16 protein-coding genes are annotated in these 18,667 nt (G+C 65.8%); 2 read left to right on the plus strand and 14 right to left on the minus strand.

All coding sequences use genetic code 11. The annotated features are described in order from the left end of the window. Window positions 1-33: 33 nt before the first annotated feature. From JSO19_RS06175 to JSO19_RS06205, 7 genes are all read right to left on the minus strand, one after another. Window positions 34-1,608 carry an amidohydrolase gene (locus JSO19_RS06175; protein WP_270910444.1) on the minus strand — a complete coding sequence of 525 codons (1,575 nt, stop codon included), beginning with the start codon at window positions 1,606-1,608 and terminating at the stop codon, window positions 34-36. A 67-nt stretch (window positions 1,609-1,675) separates the two neighbouring features. After that, window positions 1,676-3,352: a thiamine pyrophosphate-binding protein gene (locus tag JSO19_RS06180; RefSeq protein WP_333735042.1), complete on the minus strand. Its 1,677-nt coding sequence runs from the start codon at window positions 3,350-3,352 to the stop codon at window positions 1,676-1,678. Between the two features lie 41 nt (window positions 3,353-3,393). Beyond that, window positions 3,394-5,067 carry an amidohydrolase gene (locus tag JSO19_RS06185; protein WP_270910446.1) on the minus strand — a complete coding sequence of 558 codons (1,674 nt, stop codon included), beginning with the start codon at window positions 5,065-5,067 and terminating at the stop codon, window positions 3,394-3,396. Window positions 5,068-5,076: 9 nt separating this feature from the next. After that, complete coding sequence (locus tag JSO19_RS06190; protein ID WP_270910447.1) at window positions 5,077-6,090, minus strand: C-terminal binding protein; 1,014 nt, start codon at window positions 6,088-6,090, stop codon at window positions 5,077-5,079. A gap of 131 nt (window positions 6,091-6,221) precedes the next feature. Continuing rightward, a complete protein-coding gene (locus JSO19_RS06195) occupies window positions 6,222-7,037 on the minus strand; it encodes an amino acid ABC transporter ATP-binding protein (RefSeq protein ID WP_270910449.1) in 816 nt (271 codons plus the stop codon). Continuing rightward, window positions 7,034-7,759 carry an amino acid ABC transporter permease gene (locus tag JSO19_RS06200; RefSeq protein ID WP_270910450.1) on the minus strand — a complete coding sequence of 242 codons (726 nt, stop codon included), beginning with the start codon at window positions 7,757-7,759 and terminating at the stop codon, window positions 7,034-7,036. Before JSO19_RS06200 ends, JSO19_RS06195 begins: the two co-directional genes overlap by 4 nt. An 86-nt stretch (window positions 7,760-7,845) precedes the next feature. Further along, window positions 7,846-8,706, minus strand: a complete 861-nt coding sequence (locus JSO19_RS06205; RefSeq protein ID WP_270910452.1) for an ABC transporter substrate-binding protein — start codon at window positions 8,704-8,706, stop codon at window positions 7,846-7,848. 231 nt (window positions 8,707-8,937) lie between these two features. Here JSO19_RS06205 and JSO19_RS06210 point away from each other — a divergent pair, with 231 nt between their 5' ends. Next, complete coding sequence (locus JSO19_RS06210) at window positions 8,938-9,843, plus strand: Lrp/AsnC family transcriptional regulator (protein WP_270910454.1); 906 nt, start codon at window positions 8,938-8,940, stop codon at window positions 9,841-9,843. Window positions 9,844-9,974: 131 nt separating this feature from the next. Here JSO19_RS06210 and JSO19_RS06215 read toward each other — a convergent pair whose 3' ends face one another. The 7 genes from JSO19_RS06215 to JSO19_RS06245 all read right to left on the minus strand — a co-directional run bounded on the left by JSO19_RS06215 (window position 9,975) and on the right by JSO19_RS06245 (window position 17,668). Beyond that, the gene (locus JSO19_RS06215; RefSeq protein WP_442915703.1) at window positions 9,975-11,126 is read right to left on the minus strand and encodes an IS30 family transposase; all 1,152 of its coding nucleotides are present in this window, start codon (window positions 11,124-11,126) and stop codon (window positions 9,975-9,977) included. Between the two features lie 241 nt (window positions 11,127-11,367). Continuing rightward, on the minus strand, window positions 11,368-11,760 hold the full coding sequence (locus tag JSO19_RS06220; RefSeq protein WP_270910455.1) for a hypothetical protein: 393 nt from the start codon (window positions 11,758-11,760) through the stop codon (window positions 11,368-11,370). A gap of 245 nt (window positions 11,761-12,005) precedes the next feature. Next, window positions 12,006-12,821, minus strand: a complete 816-nt coding sequence (locus JSO19_RS06225; protein ID WP_270910456.1) for an ABC transporter ATP-binding protein — start codon at window positions 12,819-12,821, stop codon at window positions 12,006-12,008. Further along, window positions 12,818-13,849: a FecCD family ABC transporter permease gene (locus JSO19_RS06230; RefSeq protein ID WP_217133062.1), complete on the minus strand. Its 1,032-nt coding sequence runs from the start codon at window positions 13,847-13,849 to the stop codon at window positions 12,818-12,820. The genes JSO19_RS06225 and JSO19_RS06230 overlap by 4 nt, the downstream gene beginning before the upstream one ends. Continuing rightward, the gene (locus tag JSO19_RS06235) at window positions 13,846-14,856 is read right to left on the minus strand and encodes an iron chelate uptake ABC transporter family permease subunit (protein ID WP_270912106.1); all 1,011 of its coding nucleotides are present in this window, start codon (window positions 14,854-14,856) and stop codon (window positions 13,846-13,848) included. Before JSO19_RS06235 ends, JSO19_RS06230 begins: the two co-directional genes overlap by 4 nt. A gap of 8 nt (window positions 14,857-14,864) precedes the next feature. Further along, window positions 14,865-16,625 (minus strand): siderophore-interacting protein, encoded by a 1,761-nt coding sequence (locus tag JSO19_RS06240; RefSeq protein WP_270910458.1) that lies wholly within the window; start codon window positions 16,623-16,625, stop codon window positions 14,865-14,867. A 32-nt stretch (window positions 16,626-16,657) separates the two neighbouring features. Further along, on the minus strand, window positions 16,658-17,668 hold the full coding sequence (locus tag JSO19_RS06245; protein ID WP_270910460.1) for an ABC transporter substrate-binding protein: 1,011 nt from the start codon (window positions 17,666-17,668) through the stop codon (window positions 16,658-16,660). A 225-nt stretch (window positions 17,669-17,893) separates the two neighbouring features. On the opposite strand from JSO19_RS06245, the gene JSO19_RS06250 reads away from it, so the two are divergent. Then, window positions 17,894-18,652: a helix-turn-helix domain-containing protein gene (locus JSO19_RS06250; RefSeq protein ID WP_270910462.1), complete on the plus strand. Its 759-nt coding sequence runs from the start codon at window positions 17,894-17,896 to the stop codon at window positions 18,650-18,652. Window positions 18,653-18,667 lie beyond the last annotated feature (15 nt).

Raw genomic sequence — 18,667 nt, forward strand, 5'->3', positions numbered from 1 at the left:
CCCGCCCCCTGGCGCTTCATGACGTCTCGCGAGCTACCAGCGGCGCTCGCCCTCTTCGGCGTGGTAATCAGGCCACGGCAGGTCGATCGGTGGCTCGAAGTCGGTGGGCAGCAGCGGCCCGCGCCCGAAGGCTTCGCGTCGCGAGGCGAATTCCTCCTTCGCCTCGGCGAGGCGCTCGGGCTGCGTGAGCAGGTCGATGAAGGTGCCGGCGACGGTCTTGCCCGCCACGTCGATCGTGGGGCTGATGGTCTCGGGAAAACCGCCGAGGGCGTTCATGACCCAGGCCGGGTACGCACCCTTGCCCGGCACCGGCTGCAGCGCGGGGCGCGAGACGTAGAAGCGCACGGTCGGTGCGTAGTGCGTCATCTCGACGTAGTCGTCGCTCGTCCAGTTCTGCTGCCATGCGGGCATCTCTTCGCGCAGCAGGCGCTCGGCCTCGCGCGGCTCGATGAGCTGCTCGGTCTCGCGCAAGAACGGCTTCTCCATCGGCTCGATGCCGAGGTTTTCCTGAATCTCCTGGGCAATCTTGATCGCGGCGTCGCCGTACCGCGGGGCGCCGACGGCCGAGAGGTTGTCGTAGAGCACGTCGGTCATCACGTGGTTCGTGATGCCGGGGCGGCTGCGGGCGATCCACCGCTCTTCGACCTCGCAGTGGGCCATTGCCGCGGCGTGCTCGGCGTTCCGGTCGAGCACCGCGAGCACGTGCTCGGCCATCTCGATGTCGGGGGTGCGCCACGAGTACTGAATGCGGGCAACGCGGGCGGGCAGGTTGTCGGCGGTCGCCTGGCCGTCGGTCAGAATCGCGTCAGAGAGGCTCCACCCGCCAACGCTCGGCAGCATGGCGTCGTGCATGACCCGCGACGCGGTGTACATCTGCATGAGGGCAACGTTTGCGCCCGGCGCCCTGGCCGCAGAGTGCGACGCCGGAATGGGCGAGTTTGGGTCGGCCGAGATTTGCCACTGCTCTGGGTTGTCACACGTGAAGGTGTAGACCTTGCTGTAGTAGGCGCCGCACTGCGTGTCCCAGCGAGCCGTGTTGCACAAGGGCAGCATGTAGAAGGGGTGAAAACTCACGATCGCGTCGACGTCGTCGTAGTAGCCGCGCAGGCCGTGAATGACCTTCGAGCCGTGCATCTTTTCGGCGGGCTCACCCGTGTACTTGAGGGTGCCTGCGATGCCGTGCTGCTGCATTGCGTGCTTCGTGCCGAGCAGGCCTGCGAGGGTAGAGATACCAAGAACCGAGTGCGGATCGGTGTGGCCGGGCGCGAAACGGCTGAGCCCCTCTTTGGGCTGCTCGCTCGTCGAGGCGGCCTGGCTGTTGCCCGGCACGGCGTCATATTCGGCATAGGTGAGCAGGGTCGGCCCCTCGCCTTGGCTCCACTCAGCGCTGAAGGCGGTTGGCATGCCGGCCGAGCCAGCCTCGACCGTGAAGCCCTCTTCGGTGAGGCGCTCGACGTACCAGGCAACCGAGCGGTACTCGCGCCATGCGGGCTCTGCGAGCTCCCAAATGTGCGTGTGCCAGTCGGTGAGTCGGTCGAGGTTCTCGTCGATCCAGGCCTGTGCGGTTGCTTTCGCTTCGACGCCGAGCGTCGTGGTGGTGTGAGCCACGGTGTTCTCCTTGGTGGTTGCTAGAAAAAGGTGAGCCCCTGGGGGCGAGCGCTGAAGAGGGTTCGACCTACGCCAGTTCGGCCGCGAAGAGCGCGAGCGGCACGTGCACGAGCGTCACACCCGTGACCGCAATGGCCTCACGAATGACCGGTTCGAGATCGGCCTCGGTGGTGACCGCGAAGCCCTTGCCGCCGAAGGCCTCGACGAGGGCGGGCCAGTTCGGCTGCGCGAGCTGCACCCCGACGGGGGCGATGCCACGGTCGGCTTCGTTTTGCTGAATCTCGCCGTAGCCGCCGTTGTCGACGCACACGATCGTGATGTCGAGCCCCTGCTCGACGGCGGTCATGAGCTCCTGAATCGAGAACATGAGGGCGCCGTCGCCGATGACCCCGATGACGGGCTGCTCGGGCGAGGCCACCTTGGCGCCGATTGCGGCGGGAAGGCCGTAGCCCAGAGTCGCGTAGGCGGCCATGTACATGAAGGCCCCTGGCTCGGCCGAGCGCACGTGCGTCGACATGCCGTAGTAGGTGATCTGCGACGAGTCGCCCGTGACGATCGCGTCTTCGGGCAGAATCGCCGCGATGCGCTTCGCGAGCCCGTCTTCGAGCGGGGCGAAGGCCGCCGACTCGTCGAACGAACGCTGCTTGACGCGAGCGACGTCGATGACCGGTTCGGGTGAGGTTTCGGCCGCCCCGAGCTCGGCGAGCAGGGCTTCGAGCGCCTCGGTCGCATCACCGATGAGCGCCTGCGTCGAGCGTGCATTCTTGTGCCGCTGGCTCTCGAGAATGTCGACGCGAATGAGCTCGCCAGACGGTGCGATCTCGCCGCCCCAGAGCTCAGACTGGCCGATCTTCGACCCGACGACGAGCAGCGCATCGGCCTCATTCAGCACCGCACGAACGCTCTCGAGCCTGAGGTCTGAGCCAAGCGAGAGCGGGTGCGCCTCGGGCAGTGCGCCCTTGCCGTTCAGGCTCGTGGCCACGGGAGCACCGAGTCGCTCGGCAAGCGCCCTGAGTTCGGTGTGGGCAGAGACTGATCCGCCGCCGGCAAGAATCGCGGGACGCTTCGCGTCGCGCAGCGTCGCGGCAGCGGCTCGCACGAGTTCGGGGTCGAGCGCCTGGCCCGACTCGAACACGCGCGCCTCGAGCGCCTCGGCGGGCACGTCGCAGGGACCCTCGAGCAGGTTGAGCGGCACCTCGATGTAGACGGGGCGCGGCCTCGACGTGTGAAAGAGCTGGAACGCGTCGTGCACGGCCTCGATGGCCTCTTCGGCGGTCTGCACACGGCGTGCCCACTCGACGATCGCGGCGGCCGCGGCCACCTGATCTTTCGTCTCGTGCAGCGAGCCGATGTCGGCAAACTCCTCGCCCTGTGGCACGCCGGGCGAGACGATGATCATCGGGCGCGACTCGCAGTAGGCCGTACCAGCGGCCGAGAGCGCGTTCAAGAGCCCCGGGCCAGAGGTCGTGATGACGACGCCGGGAAGCCCCGTGCGCTGGCTCCACGCGTCGGCCGCGTAGCCCGCGCCCTGCTCGTGGCGAGTGGTCACGGCGTGAAAGCCGAGCCGCTCGAAGTGCCGGTAAAACTCGAGGTTGTGCGTGCCCGGAATGCCGAACACGGTGTCGACCCCGTAGCCGCGAATGGCCTTCAGCATCGCGAGCCCCACGTTGTCGGCGGTCACGCCAGCGGCGAGCGCCGCCTCACTCTCAGCCTGCGGAATCATTGCACTTGCTCCCTGTGTCACGGTGTCTTCCCTTCGTTCTCGGTCGGTGCGGTTGGCGGTGCTTAGGCGTTCGCGTAGGCTCGGGTGCCGCCGATCCACGTCTCAGCGACAGTGATCTGGGCGATGTCGTGCACCGGCGTCTCGTGCGGATCGGCCGAGAGCACCGCGAAATCAGCGCGCTTGCCCGGCTCAAGCGAGCCGAGATCGTCTTCGCGACCGAGCGCGTGTGCCGCCGTGATCGTGTGGCCGCGAAGCGCGGTGTCGACCGAAACGGCGAGCGAGTCGGGGCCGAGCTGGGTGCCGCGGCGGGTCACCCGGCTGACGGCTGCCTGGATCGCCTCGAGGGGGCGCGGATCGGCCACGGGAGCGTCTGACGAGATCGTCACCGGCACCCCGGCCCGTTCGAACTCACCGAGCGGGTTGAAGCGCTCGCCCGGCGTCCCGATAGCCTGCTCGACGCCCTCGCCCCAGTTGAAGTGGTGTTGCGGCTGGTTCACGGGGTAGATGCCCGCGACCTTCATGCGCGTGATCTGCTCGGGGGTGGGCAGGCCGCAGTGCTCGATGCGGTGACGCGCGTCGCTGTCGGGGCGCTGCCTGAGCGCCTCTTCGATCGCGCTAATGACCATCTCGAGCGCGGTGGGCGACTGCGAGTGCGTTGCGGTTTGCAGGCCAGCGAGGTGCGCCTTCACGATCATCTCGGTGTAGTCGCGCGGGTCGTGGTACAGCTGGCCCTTACGGCAGGGGTCGCCGAGGTAGCCGTCGGGAAAGTATGCCGTCCAGCCGCCGAGCGTGCCGTCAGAGTAGAACTTGATGCCAGCGAAGTTCAGCTGCTCGTTGCCAAACTGCCCGTTCATGCCCATCTCGAGCACGTCGTCGAGCAGGTGCGAGAGCAGGTACATGTTCGCGCGCATCTTCAGCTCGCCGGCCTCGTGCATGCGCAGGTAGGCCTCGAACTCACGCTTTGACACCTGGGCGTCGCCGATGGTCGTGACCCCGCCCTGCAAGAAGTTGTCTTGAGCTGCGAGCATCTGCTTGCGATGCTCTTCAGGCTCGTCGCCCAGGTGAAAGTTGGGGCCGTGGTGCCCGATCTTCACACCGTGCACGCCCGTGAGAATGTTGCACGCAGCGTCTGAGAGCTCGCCCGTGAGCTCGCCCTCGGCATCGCGAAAGAACTCGCCGCCATCGGGGTTCGGGGTGTCACGCGTAATGCCGTTTGAGTCGAGCGTGAGGCTGTTGACGACACCGCCGTGGCCCGAGGCGTTCATGAGGTACACTTCGCGCTCGGTCGAGACCTCGTCGAGCTCGAAGCGGGTTGGGTGACGCTGCTCGACAAGGTTGCGCTGCTCGTAGCCATAGCCACGAATCGGCGCACCCGCAGGCAATGCCTCGGCGCCCTTCTTGAGCAGCGCGACGATCTCGGGAATTGAGGTGGCCTGTTCTGGACCACAGTCGATCCAGCTCATCATCTGGCCCAGCATGAGCGGGTGCGCGTGCGCGTCGATGAATCCGGGCACAATCGTGTGGCCGGCGAACTCGGCCACCTCTGGGGTGACGGGGCTCAGCTCGGCGGCGCGAGCCTCGCAGCCCGCGAGATCGCCCACGTGCTCGATGCGGCCACCGATCACGAGCATCGCGGTCGCTCGTTCGCCCGCGCTCGAGAGGGTATAGATCGTGTCGGCCACCACAATTCGTGGTGCTGCTTCTGGTGCGGGCTTGAGCCCTGAGAGCTTGCGCATGACGTTCTCCTAACGCGTGTGATCGGTGTTCGGGCCGGCAACCGGCGAGTCTGGGGTGCCCGTGAGCATAAGCGTCACGGGGTTTTGTGCCTGCACGCGCACGTATTCGGCTGCGGTGAAGGCTGAGAAATAAGCAATGTGTGGCGTGACCGTGATGCGCGGGTGGCCAAGCAGCGGGTGATCTGCTGTGGGCGGTTCTTCGTCGAGCACGTCGAGCCCGACCCCCGCGAGGTGGCCCGACTCGACTGCGGCGCGCACGGCGTGCGAGTCGATGAGCTGCCCCCGGCTCACGTTCACGAGGTACGAGCCGCGCGGCATCTTGGCGATGAAGGCCTCGTCGACCATGCGCTCGGTCTCGGCCGTAAGAGGGGTGTGGATCGAGAGCACGTGCGACTCGCGCCGCACCGTCTCAAGCGTTTCGAGAGTGATACCGCGGGCTTCAAGCCCGGCGAGCGTCTCTTCGTCGCGGGGCACAAAGGGGTCGTAGGCGAGCACGCGGGCAAAGAGCGGCCTCGCGTACGCTGCGAGCTGCGCTCCGATCTTGCCGAGGCCGACGAGCCCGAGGGTGAGGCCGCTCACGCGGGGCTGCACGATCTCAGAGCGACTGTTCCACTCGCCAGCCGTCACCGCTTCGGCATATTCTTTGACACCCCGAAGCGCACCGAGCGCGAGGGCAAGCGCGTGGGCCGCGACCTCCTCGGTCGCGACGCCTGGAACGTTCGTGACCCATTTGCCGAGCTCACTCGCGGCGTCGATGTCGACGTTGTTGAAGCCCATCGACATGAGCGACACGATGCGCACCGACGGGAGCCGCTCGAGCGTCGCACGGTCAATCTCGGCGTAGCCGACGAGCAGCGCCGTGGCGTCTGCCGCGCCCTCGATGATGCGCTCCGGGTCCATGGTCTCGAGCACCCGCACCTCGAAGCCAGCGGCCTCGAGCAGGGCAACGCCCGCCGAAACATCGGTGTCTTCGATGTCGGTATACACCGCGACGGGGCGGTTCTGGTGGGGCTCTGGGGCCATGCTGCTCACTCCTTCGAGGGTGGTTGGGGTTCGTTCGCCGGCGCTCGTGCGCCAGCTTTGTTCATCACCTGTGAGACCCGCAGCAGCGAGGGCGCTGCTGCGGGCTCACGGGACGATCGAGGCTCTCGTGCCTAGTGCACGTGGCTCAGGAAGCGCTTCGTGCGCTCGTGCTGCGGGTTCTCGAAGAACTCCTCAGGGGCTGCCTGCTCGACGATGACGCCGCTGTCAAACAGCGTGACCTCGTCGGCAACGCGCCTCGCAAAGCGCACCTCGTGCGTGACGACGATCATCGTCATGCCCGACTCAGCGAGCTGCTCCATCACCTCGAGCACCTCGCCCACGAGCTCCGGGTCAAGTGCCGAGGTCGGCTCGTCAAACAGCATGACCTGCGGCCCGAGCACGAGGGCCCGCGCGATGGCAACGCGCTGCTGCTGGCCGCCAGAGAGCTCTGAGGGGTAGTGGCCCGCGCGATCCTTCATGCCAACGCGGCTCAGCATCTCAAACGCGCGCTCCCTCGCCTCAGCCTTCGAGACGCCCTGCACCGACTGCAACGCGATCATCACGTTCTGCTGCGCGGTCATGTGCGGGAACAGGTTGAAGCGCTGAAACACCATGCCAATCTCGCGGCGCTGAATCGCGAGCTTGCGCTCTGGCAAGTAGTGTAGCTTGCCGCCGCGGTCTTCGGCGCCGATCCGCTCGCCGTGCAAGAGGATCGCGCCCTGATCGGCCGGCTCGAGCAGCGCCATGAGGCGCAGCATCGTTGACTTTCCAGAGCCCGAGGGGCCGAGCACGGCCTTCACCTCGCCCTTGTTGACCTCGAACTCGACGCCCGCAAGCACCTGGTTGTCACCGTAGCTCTTGTGCAAGTTCTGTACCGTGAGGGTGGGGCCTGCATAGGGCAGGTCTTCGCCCACGATAACGCTTCGGGTGATTGCATCGTCACTCATGCGACTGCCTCTGCTTCCTGCTTCTTCGCGCTCTTCACGGTCTGCCGTGAAGTCCACGCGAACTTCTTCTCAATCTGGCTCTGAATGAGCGTGATCACCGAGACGATGATGAGGTAGTAAATGATGGCCACGAGGTAGTACTCGGCGTAGCGAAAGGTAATGTTCACGCCGACCTGCGCGGTCGTGAGCAGCTCCCTGAGCGAGATGACCGACGCGAGCGATGAGTACTTAATGAGGCCGATGAACTCGTTGCCGGTTGGCGGCAGCGCGACGCGCAACGCCTGGGGCAGGGTGATCTTCATCATGACGGCGGCCGGCTTCATGCCGAGCGCGCGGCCCGCGAGTGCCTGGCCCTCGTCGACGCTCTGCAGCGCCGAGCGAATAATCTCGGCCATGAACGCCGACTCGACGAGGCCAAGGCCCACCGAGGCCGCAATGAACGGGGTGTACCAGTCTGACTTGAGCGCTGGGATAACCTGCGGCAGCGCGTTCCACATGATGAGCAGCACGAGCAGTGCAGGCAACGCCCTGAAGAACCAGGTGTAAACGTTCGCGGGGCCCTTGAGCGCCCACTTGTCAGAGGTGCGGCCGAGGGCGACGAAGAAGCCGAGCAGGGTCGCGATGATGAGCGACACGATCGCGACGCCGATCGAGAGCAGCGCGCCGTACAGGTAAGCGCTACTCTTCAGCTGCTCGAAGAAAATTTCGGGATCAAAAAGCATGGGTGCCTCTATCGGTGTACCGGGGTGAAAGCGGGGCGGAGCCTAAGCCCCGCCCCGAATCGGGTGAACGGGTAACGTCTTCGGCCCTAGCGGGTGACGTCGAGAATTGACTCGTCGAGGTTGTACTCGGCAGCGATCTTCGCGAGCGTGCCGTCTTCCTGCAGCGCGTTGAGTGCCTCAGTGAGCGGATCGATGAGCGTGCTGCCCGGCTTTGTAAACGCGCCGAAGGTGGTGTCGGGATCGAACACGGTGTTGACCATCTCAAGCTGACCCTCGTTCTGGGTGGCCATGTAGCTCGCGGCAACGTTCGTCTCGACGAGCGCGTCGGCCTTGCCATTGATGACGGCGAGCACGGTCTCGGCCGTCTTCGGGTACTCGGTGTGGGTGATCGCTGACTTGCCTGCAGCCTCGCACTCTTCGCTGAGCTTCTGCACGCTCATCGAGTTGCTTGAAGCCGCCTGCGAAACCACGCGCATGCCGCACAGCGACATCCCGTCTGAGATCTTGTCGGCCGATTCGGGTGCCGCAAGTACCGCGGGGCCCGCCGCCATGATGGTCACCGAGTCAGCAATCTCTGCGCGCTCGGCGCTCTCGTAGAGGCCGCCGAAGATCATGTCGCACTTGCCGCTCTGCACGCCGGGCATGAGGCCGTCAAACGAGGTGACCTCGAAGTTGGCCTCGAGACCCCAGTGATCAGCGAGCGCCCGCACCGAATCAGCGTCGAAGCCTACGATGTCGCCGCCTGAGCCGTCAGCGTAGTACTCGAGCGGCGGGTACTCGGGGTCGATGCACACGGTGAGTGAGCCCTCTTTGACGAGGCCCTCGGGAGCGTTTTCGTTGGCGGCCGGCTTGGGCTTCGCCTCGTTCGAATCGCTCGAGCTTGCACAACCGGCAAGCAGTAACACCGCTGAGGCGACGCTAGCGGTCGCGAGCATAATCTTTTTCATGACTTCTCCGTTGATGCCGAAATGATGGGGTGGGTTACGACTCAAGTGTTCGTAAGTGTGACTGTACGGCCACTGAAGCCACTTTGTCAAAACATATTTTCGGCGTGACTCACGACAAACCAAAAAAGCGTGCCGTTCGGCACCGATTTTCTTGACGATTTTTTTATCTTGCCATTATTGACCGACAAGTTGCACTTTTTGCCTCACTCATCTCTGGTTATGATGGGGAGCATGGACTTCCTCACCGAACGAGCAATCACGTACCTGAGGCGCGACGGCCGCGCCTCGTACAGCACCATTGCCAAAGAGCTCGACACCACGAGGGCCAACGTCTCGAGCCGCCTCTCGCCGCTCTTCCAGTCGGGCTCGCTGCGCGTCATCGCCGCCATTCACCCCCGCATTCTCGGCCTCGAGGTGCTCGCCCACGTGAGCCTGCGGGTGTACGGATCGCCCGCCCACATCATCGAGCACCTCACGCAGCTGCCCTCGGCGGTGTACCTCTCTGAGGCAACCGGCTCGTACCAGGTCATCGTCGAGCTGCACTCGCCGAGCCTCACCGACCTGCACCGGGACATCGGCGAGATTCGCGCGCTCGACGGCGTCATCGAGGGCCACATTCTGCAGTACGAGCATGTCTACTCAAGCTTCTTCCTCGGCGAGGAGCCCGACCTGCAGGGCTTCCAGCTCGACGAGACGAACCAGCTGCTCGCCCAACAGCTACAAATCGACGGCCGCAAGAGCTACGCCGAACTCGCCGAGCACACCGGCCTCTCGATCAGCGCCACCCGCGACCGGGTCGCCCGCCTGCTCGACTCCGGCGCCATGCAAATTGGCGTCGTGCGCGGCCGCAACTCTGCCGGTTCAGAGCTCGTCTTCGGCTTCGGCTTCACTACCGCGACGCCGCACCCCCAGCTGCTCGAGCTCTTGCGTGCCCAACCCGGCCTCGAGTTTCTCTCGAGCACCGTCGGCCGCTACGACCTCGTCACCACCATCTCGTTCAACTCCCTGCCCCAGTTCGCGACCCTACTGCAGGCCATTCGCACGATCGACGAGGTGCGCACGGTCGAAACGTGGCTGCACACCCGCATTCACATGGAGCGGTACGTGCACAGCGGTTCCTGGGTCACGCACGAGTAGTCGGGCGGTCTGGCTGGGCTGGCTGGGCGTCTGCCTGCCGGCTGGTCGGCCGCGAGCCCCCCCCCCCCCCCCCCCCGCTTCGCTCGCCGTGTGGTCAAAAAGTGTCGATTTCGGCGGGCGGTTTCTAGCGGTCAGCGCAACAGTATCTCTTCGATGACCTCGGCCGGCTTCGCGAACGCTAACCGTTTCCGGGGCCGGTCGTTCATCTCCCACTCAACATAATCGAGATCTGCCTGACTGAACACACTCAGATCAGTGCCCTTGGGGAAATACTCCCGCAGTAACCCATTCGTGTTCTCATTCGTCGGCCGCTGCCAGGGCGAGTGCGGGTCGCAAAAGAACACATCAATATCAGCTCCCATAGCGACTTCTTGATGCTTACTCATCTCTTTGCCCTGGTCCCAGGTGAGAGTCCGACGAAGCACATCAGGTAACTCTTTCATCTTCGCGATAAGCCCCTCAGTGACTGCTTCTACCCGCGGTAACGAGGGGTCTAACCAAACAAGGAATAGATAGTTCGAGTGGCGTTCAACGACCGTCCCGATAGCGCTCTTGCCATCTTTCCCGATAATTAAGTCACCTTCCCAATGCCCAGGAACAGCCCGATCAAGTGCTTCTGCGGGACGGTCAACAATGTTCACCATCCCAGCAATTCGGCCCTGCCTAGACTGGCCAGAACGGTGACTGTGTCGGATCTTCCTCCCCGTACGAACCCGAACCTCAAGCTCGCGTTTGAGCCCACCCCTGGCAAGGAGATAGATCGCTTGATAGATCGTTTCGTGTGACACTCGCATCTCCGGCTGATCCGGAAACTCGCGCTGTAGCCTGCCCACAACCTGTTCCGGTGACCGCTTCAACGATAGTTCAGCCTCCACAAAACGCCGTAACCGCGGATTCGTTACCAGCTTCGACGGTTTCGGTCTGCGGGCGCGCTGAAACGTTTGCGATTGTGCCTGTGTTGCCCGATACCTCGGCCTACGAGCCCGTTCAGAAGAAAAGAACGCGTTCCGCCGAATCTCACGACTCACTGTTGACGGGGCACGCCCCAACTTCCTCGCGATCTCACGAATCCCAGCCTTTGCCGTCCATAACGCCTGAATCTCGATACGCTCCTCGAACGATAACGACGACACCCGGGCTACTCTTCGGGGTCTCACCCCGCCCTGCGAATGAATATGTGACAAGATCGCGGCTTCGCTCTTGTCTACCCGTTCACCAATCTCTCGTGCGGTGAAGCCAGCAGCTCGCATATCCCAGATCGTGTTCACATGCTCAGCAAGCATGTTCCTTGAGAACTTCATGTCAGTGTCCACCCTTGTATTGTCTCGGGTGTTGCAACCACCGTTAGAACCCGCGCGGGATTTTCGACACTTTTTGACCACACGAGCGCGAAAAGTGACCACACGAGGAGGATCCGCACGGGATTGGCGCGCGCCGACGAGGATCCGCACGGGAATAGCGCGCACCGAGGTGATCCGCACGAAAATGGTGAGCACCGGGAAGATCCGCCCCGGGTGCCCCTCGCTAAACCCCCGCGGGCGCCGGTAAGGTGCGCAGGGCCAGGGCCTGGCTCACCGCGAAGAGCAGAATGTCGATGGCGATCGCCACCACGATGAGCGCGGCCAGCATCGACCCGGCCGTCATCGAGCACGCGGCCACGAGCAGCGCCGCCACGATGTTCACGCCCATGACGAGGCGCAGCGCGATGCGCAACCGCAGCTTCGCGACCATGACCATCACGAGTCCGGCCCACACCACGACGACGATGCCGGCGACTGCGAGCAGCCACGCCGGCAGCGCGATCGTGCGGGCGATCTGCGCCGAGGCCACCGCGACGGCGGCGCCGAGCAGCGCGCAGTAGATGGCGTCGAAACGCAGGCTCCAGAGGCCGAGCGCTCTGCCGTTGATGCGGTTCATGCCCTCATTTTTGCACAGGTTCGCCCGCCTGCGCACGGGTTTCTGTGTGGGCGCTCGTCGCCGCTCGCCGTGTGGTCAAAAAGTGTCGATTTCGGCGAGATTTTCGACACTTTTTGACCACACGAGGGCGAGAAGTGACCACACGAGGGCGAGGGCGAAGGCGAGGGCGAGGGCGAGACGGCGGATCATCCCCCAGCGCCCGGCCGCCCTAGCGCCTCCCGGGCGTGCGGGCGCCCAGCGACGCGTCAGACCTTCGCGCGCGGGAGCACGATCGGCGAGCCCGTATCGGGGTCGGTGATGACGCGCGAGACGAGCCCGAAGACCCGCTCGACGGTGGCCTCGGTCATGAGTTCGCGAGGTGAGCCCTGCGCCACGACCTCGCCGTCGCGCATCGCAATGAGGTGGTCGGCGTACCGCGCGGCCTGGTTGAGGTCGTGCAGCACGGCGACGACCGTTCGGCCGGCATCGCGCAGGCGAACGACGAGTTCGAGCACCTCGAGTTGGTGGGCGATATCGAGGTAGGTGGTGGGCTCGTCGAGCAAGAGAATCGGGGTTTCTTGGGCGAGCGACATCGCAATCCACACCCGCTGCCGCTGGCCGCCGGAGAGCTCATCGATGTGTCGTTCGGCGAGCTCGGTGACGCCGGTGTCTTGCATGGCACGCTCGACGGTGGCCTCGTCGTCTCGGCTCCACTGGGCGAGCACGCCCTGGTGCGGGTGGCGGCCCCTCGCGATGAGCTCTGAGACGGTGATGCCCTCGGGGGCGATCGGCGTTTGCGGGAGCAGGCCGAGCTGGCGCGCGAATTGCTTGACCGAGGTGCGGCGAATGTCTGCGCCGTCGAGCAGCACTTTGCCCTCGCTCGGCTTGAGCAGGCGCGAGAGCATGCGCAACAGCGTCGACTTTCCGCAGGCGTTCGGGCCAATGATCGCGGTGAACGAGCCCGTTGGCACCCGCACGGTGACATCGTGCAAAACGACGGTGCGCTCGTAGCCGCCCGAAACGTGCTCGGTTGTCAGGCGCGCCTCGGCGGCGGCTGCGGCGGGTGGTGCGAGATCGGTCATGAGCGTGCACTTTCACGAAAGAGGAGCCAGATGAGGTACAGACCGCCGAGGCACACCGTCACGGCGCCGACGGGCAGCGTCGCGCCCGGAATCGCGTGCTGGGCGATGAGATCGGAGGCCGAGAGCAAGAGCGCGCCGACGAGGGCCGCACCCACGAGATCGAGGGTTCCCTTGCGCCCCGTGATGCGGGTTGCGATGGGCGGCGCCGCGAGCGAGATGAAGGCGACAGGGCCCGCGACCGCGGTCACGAGGGCGGTGAGCGCAACGCCGACAATGACGATGAGGGCCTTGCTACGCTCGAGCGGCACGCCGAGCGCCGCCGCGGTGTCGTCGCCGAGTTGCAACTGCCTGAGCCTTCGGGCGAGCATCGGCAGCATCACGACGAGCGGCACGGCGACGGCCGCCGAGGCGATGACGACCGGCCACTCGACGCCGTTAATGCTGCCCGCACCCCACACCGCGGCTTCGGCGGCCAGCTCGAGATCGACGTTCACTGAGAACCACACGTTGACCGAGGCGAGCATCGCAGAGACCGCGATTCCCACGATCACGAGTCTGAATCCGCCCATGCCGCGGCGGTAGGCGAGCAGGTAGATGATCATGGCAGCGCCGATTCCGCCGACTATTGCGCCAACGGCCTGCGAACCGTAGCCGGTGTTGCCCATCATGAGCATGACGACGACGCCCGTGTAGGCACCGGTGTTCAGCCCCACGATGTCTGGGCTACCCAGTGGGTTGCGGGTGAGCGACTGGAACATCGCACCGCTCACGCCGAGGCAGGCCCCAAAGAGCACGGCCGCGAGGGCTCTCGGGGCGCGCCACTCAACGACGACCATGCGGTCGATTCCTGTTGCGCCGGGTGAGAGCGCGTTAAACACCTGCTCGATGGAGAGCGAGCGCGACCCGAGGGTGAGCGCCGCAAGCGAGCAGGCGACGACGGCGATGACGAGCAGCACCTGCACGACGATCGCGCGTCGTGTCGTGCGGCGGCTGAAGCGACCGGCGCGAAGAACAACCGTTGCGCTCATAGGGCAGCCACCTTCGTACGGCGCACGAGCGCGATGAGCACGGGGGCACCGAGAAAGGCGGTGACGACGCCGACCTGCAGCTCGGCTGGCGAGACGATCACGCGCCCAAGAATGTCAGAGGTCAGCACTAACGTGGGGCCCAAGACGAGAGAGAAAGGGAGGATCCACCGCTGGTCTGGCCCGACCATGAAGCGCACGGCGTGCGGCACCATGAGGCCCACGAAGCCGATGGGGCCGACGGCCGCGGTTGCGGCACCACACATGAGGGTGACCGCGATCATTCCGCGGGCGCGCGTGAAGCCCACGCGTGAGCCGACCGAGCGCGCAAGGTCGTCGCCGAGGGCGAGGGCGTTCATGCCTCGCGCGGTCGTGAAGGCGAGCACGAGGCCGATCGCGATGAAGGGCAAGACGACCTGCATCGTGCCCTCGGGACGGTCGGCGAGACTGCCAGCGCCCCAGAAGCGCATGCGGTCGAAGGTGCGCGTATTGAGCATCGCGAGGGTGTGCGAGAAGCCCGTAAGCACGGCGCTCAGCGCAACACCGACGAGCGTGAGGCGCAGCGGCGTCGCGCCGCCCCCGCCCCTGGCGGCCACGAAGTAGACGAGCATGCCAGCGGCAACAGCACCGATAAACCCGAACCAGAGGTACTGCGAGATGCGAGTCACCCCGAAGAGCGAAACACCGAGCACGATCGCGAAACCGGCGCCCGCGTTCACCCCGAGAATGCCGGGGTCGGCGAGCGGGTTGCGCGTGAGGCCCTGCATGAGTGCGCCCGAGACTGCGAGCGCCGCCCCCACGAGCAGGCCAAGCAGCGTGCGGGGCACCCGGAGCGTGAGCACCGTGGCGTGGTCGATGCTGCCATCGGGGTCGGTGAGCGCGGCCCACACCGTACTGAGCGGCAACTTCGCCGACCCAATCGCGATGCTCGCTGCGCACACGCAAGCGAGCACAACGAGCGAAACGCACAGCCAAGCGATACGGTGCCGCGACTTCGGCACCGGCGTCATAGCGGGCACTAGCGCCCGGCCGTCGCAATCACTTCGAGGCTCTCGATGCCCCAGCCAAGCTTTTCACGTGAAACCAGTGACCAGCCGGCAGCCTCCACGAGTGCGAGGGTCGCCTCGGGAGTGCGGGTCGGCACGCCGAGCACCGCGTAATCGACGAGGGCCTGCGCGGCACTCGCCGCGGGGCTCAGCCCGTCTGGGCTTAGCCGCTCGATGAGCACGAGTCGCTCGGCAGCACCCGCGAGCGAGCGCAGGAGCGAAACGACCTCGGCGTCGCTGCGGTGGCCGAAGGCAAGGGCCGTCGCCACGAGATCGGCACCCTCGGGCACGCCCTGGGCAAACGCCCACGGAGCCTCGTGAGCGACCTGACGCAGAACCGCGAGCGGGCCAGCCGACTCGAACACCGTGATGCTCGCGCCAACCTCGGCCTGCAGCACCTCGCTGACCTCGAGCGCCCCCGGCCCCGTCACCGCGACCTTCGGCGCCTCGCCCCACACGGCCTGGCGCGTGAGGCCCGTGAGCACGTGCGGCAGGCCGCGGGCCTCGTCGACGAGCTCTTCGTAGTATTCGGTGTTCGTTTCGACCGAGGTGCGCAGCGATGATCCGCTCACGTGTTCCCAGGCCGAGCGGTCGCTGCCGAGCGCCTCGGGCAGTGCCTGAAGCGCGAGCACCTGGTCGGCCTCGCAGCCCACGTAATGCTCCTGCTCGTGCTCGTCTTCGCAGAGCTCTTCGCCCAGGCGGTCGAGGCTCAGGAGCCCCTGGTCGTCGCGCGTGACGAGACCCGCCTGAACGAGCAACTCGGTGAGCGCGTCGAGCTCGCCCGCGGTGGCACGTAGCCTGGCGGCGAGCGTCTCGAGCGAGATCGGTTCTGCGGCGAGCGCGTCGAGCAAGCCGATGCTGAGGGCCGCACGCACGGCGAACCAGGTAATGGGCATCTCTGGCAGCGTGGGCTCGTGCGCGAGCTGGCCGGGGGCGTCGGCCTCTGGCGTCTTGTGCCAGTAACCGGTGATGTTGGTGTGCGATTTGGCCGCGCCGAGCGCCTTCGCGAGCTTGCGCACGGGCAGGAGCGCGCGGCTCTCGGCAGCGGCCCAGACGTACGGGGTTCCGCCGGGCACCTGCAGCTTCGCAACCGCCTCGGCGAGCGCCCGCTCATCGTGCTCAGGGGCGATCACCCACTCGACCTGATCGTTCGGGCCGAGCGAAAACTCTTGCTTGGCGCGGGCATCGGCAATCGTGATCACCGCGCGCACTGGGGCAGCGCTCGGCCGCTCGTCGAAGTAGCGACCGATCGCGGGAAGCGCCGTCTCGTCGCCCGCGAGCAGCACCCAGTCAGCGTCGTCAGGAACGACGGTCGACGACTTGGGGCCGGCGAACCAGAGCGCAGCGCCCACGGTGGCACGTTGCGCCCAGCTCGCTGCCGGCCCGTCGCCGTGCATCACGAAATCGAGATCGAGCTCGCCCGTGGCCGCGTCGAAGCGGCGCGGGGTGTAGTCGCGGCCCTGCCTTGTCTCGGCCGGCGCCCACTCGATCCCGTTCGGGAGCTGCTCGGGCAGCACCTGAGCAATATCGCTATCACTCGCAAAAATGAGCTTCACGTGGTCATCGAAACCGGGGCTCGCGAAGGCGGGCAGGTCGTGCTGCCCGTTCGAGAACGCCGCGAGTTGCTCACCCGAGAGCGTGACCCTGCGCATGCGCGGTGTCACGTCGACGATGCGGGTGACGTGTACGCACCGCAGAACGAGCGGGTGAATGATGAGATCGTGATGTGCCATGGCGATATTCCTTCAGGTGCCCCGAGTGCTCGCTACGAGAACTGCTCTTCGATGATGTCGAGCAGAGCGAGCGCCTTGTCGTAGTCACCGCGCACGGTCCAGTACGGCAGGTCGTAGGCGTGATCGTCTGAGAAGGCCTTGGTGCCGGCCCAGACGGGCTGCTTCGCGAGCGTCGCGACATCGGTTGTGTCGGTGTTGAAGCCCGTGATGAAGAGGGTTGGAACGTCTGCGAGCAGCTGGCCAACCTGTTCGGTCGAGAGCGTCGCCATGTCGCCACCCGGGTTGTAGGGCTCGAGGCCGTGCTCTTCGACGAGCGGTGCTGCGGTGAAGCCGAGCGCCTCAAGCTCCTGCGGCAGGCCGGTGTCTTCGAAGAGGAGGTACGGGGTGCCGTCAGAGGTAATCGTGAGCACCGACGCTGGCGAGGCGGGCACGTCAATCGCCGCCTTCACCTCGGCGACGCGATCTTCGTAGGCCTTGAGTCGATCGGCGTAGTCGTCGGCGCGACCGAAGAGGTCGTCGGCGATGAACTCGAACTGCTCCTGCCAGGTCGTGAGGTCTTTGTTCACGATGACGGTCGGCGCGATTTGCGAGAGCTGGTCGTAGCCCTTCGAAGCGAGGCCGCCGGGCAGCCCCATGCCGCCGGCGACAATGAGGTCGGGCTCGAGCTCAAGAATGGCCTCGAGGTCGAAGCCGTCCATACCCCAGGTGATGAACTCGGTGTCGTTCTTCTTCGGGCCGTCGCCCCACATCTCAGAGAAACCGGCCTCGTGGTCGAAGTCTTCTGAGGTGGTGCCGACGACGGGCACGTCAAGGTCGTAGAGGTAACCGGCGAGTGCATAGTTGAGCACGACGACGCGCTCGGGAACGGCGGGCACCGTGACCTCGCCCTGTTCGGTCGTGACCGTGCGCTCGGTGGCCTCGGCGGTTTCGGCGGCCTGGGTGTCGGCAGGCTTCTCTGACGATGAGCAACCGGTGAGCAGCACCGAGGCGCCGAGCAGGGCCGCGATGACGGGAACGAGTGGGTTTCGGGAACGCAAAAGCATAAGCTTCTCTCTTGGGATAATCAGTGAGGTGCGAGACATCTCGGGGGCAGGTCGCAGCCCCGCTTCATATGATGTTAGTTAGGCTACACTTACCAAACTGCTCGAGAAAGGCGAAAGTCATGCTTTGCGACACCAAGCCGACACCGGGTTCGAACCGGCACGACATCGGCGCGCAAATCGGCGGTTTTGGCCCAGCACTGGCGGCGACACCGAGGGGATGGGCCGTTGCTGCGCGCTGACCTACTCTCGGTGGTTCCCGAGAACGCCGTGCGCTTTCTCGGTCACGAGACCCACTCGCACGAGTACCCGCACCTCATTCACGTCGTGAGCGGCGCGGCCGACCTCGTCGTCGAGGGCCGCCCCATTCGCCTCGGCCCGAAAGAGAACCTCTGGCTCGCGCCCAACGTCGAGCACTCGGCGAGGTACACGCAAGAGAGCGTCGTGTTTGGCCCGTTCCTCTCGCCGCAGACGATCCCACCGAACCCCATTCAGCTGCTCGGCATCGTTCCCGACCTCACGCGACTCGTCGCAACGATTCTCGGGGCAGGGCCCCGCACCCCCGAAGAGGTGCACGTGTTTCGCGTCGCCCTCGATGAGGTGCTCAGCACCATGCGGCTCGACTGCTTTCCACTACTCACCCCCGCGCACCCGGCCGCGAGAGCGGTCGCGCAGGCGTGCATCGCGAGTTCGTCAACGCTCAACGAACTCGCGGCCCTCGCCGGCACGAGCCCCCGCCACATGCAGCGACTCTTTCGCGACGAAACCGGTCTGTCATTTACGAGCTGGCGAGCGCGGGCAAGGCTCAACGTCGCGGTCGCGCGGCTTCGGGGCGGCACGAGCCTGCAGGCGGCGGCCACCGCATCGGGCTACGCGAGCCGGGCGGGGCTGCTCAAGGCGCTCAGCCGCGAGACCGGCATCGAGCGCGACGAGCTGTCGCGCGATGCGCTCGGCGCCGTCGAGCGCTGGGCTACGACGGGCGCCTGAGCGCATCGCCTCCTG

The organism is Leucobacter sp. UCMA 4100 (genome assembly GCF_027853335.1).
Classification (GTDB): Bacteria; Actinomycetota; Actinomycetes; order Actinomycetales; family Microbacteriaceae; genus Leucobacter_A.

Coding starts and splice junctions, on each gene's coding strand:
- JSO19_RS06245 (WP_270910460.1), bottom strand. CDS start 17,668: ATGCTTTTGCGTTCCCGAAACCCACTCGTTCCCGTCATCGCGGCCCTG.
- JSO19_RS06235 (WP_270912106.1), bottom strand. CDS start 14,856: ATGACGCCGGTGCCGAAGTCGCGGCACCGTATCGCTTGGCTGTGCGTT.
- JSO19_RS06225 (WP_270910456.1), bottom strand. CDS start 12,821: ATGACCGATCTCGCACCACCCGCCGCAGCCGCCGCCGAGGCGCGCCTG.
- JSO19_RS06230 (WP_217133062.1), bottom strand. CDS start 13,849: ATGAGCGCAACGGTTGTTCTTCGCGCCGGTCGCTTCAGCCGCCGCACG.
- JSO19_RS06210 (WP_270910454.1), top strand. CDS start 8,938: ATGGACTTCCTCACCGAACGAGCAATCACGTACCTGAGGCGCGACGGC.
- JSO19_RS06205 (WP_270910452.1), bottom strand. CDS start 8,706: ATGAAAAAGATTATGCTCGCGACCGCTAGCGTCGCCTCAGCGGTGTTA.
- JSO19_RS06185 (WP_270910446.1), bottom strand. CDS start 5,067: ATGCGCAAGCTCTCAGGGCTCAAGCCCGCACCAGAAGCAGCACCACGA.
- JSO19_RS06220 (WP_270910455.1), bottom strand. CDS start 11,760: ATGAACCGCATCAACGGCAGAGCGCTCGGCCTCTGGAGCCTGCGTTTC.
- JSO19_RS06240 (WP_270910458.1), bottom strand. CDS start 16,625: ATGGCACATCACGATCTCATCATTCACCCGCTCGTTCTGCGGTGCGTA.
- JSO19_RS06195 (WP_270910449.1), bottom strand. CDS start 7,037: ATGAGTGACGATGCAATCACCCGAAGCGTTATCGTGGGCGAAGACCTG.
- JSO19_RS06190 (WP_270910447.1), bottom strand. CDS start 6,090: ATGGCCCCAGAGCCCCACCAGAACCGCCCCGTCGCGGTGTATACCGAC.
- JSO19_RS06200 (WP_270910450.1), bottom strand. CDS start 7,759: ATGCTTTTTGATCCCGAAATTTTCTTCGAGCAGCTGAAGAGTAGCGCT.
- JSO19_RS06215 (WP_442915703.1), bottom strand. CDS start 11,126: ATGCTTGCTGAGCATGTGAACACGATCTGGGATATGCGAGCTGCTGGC.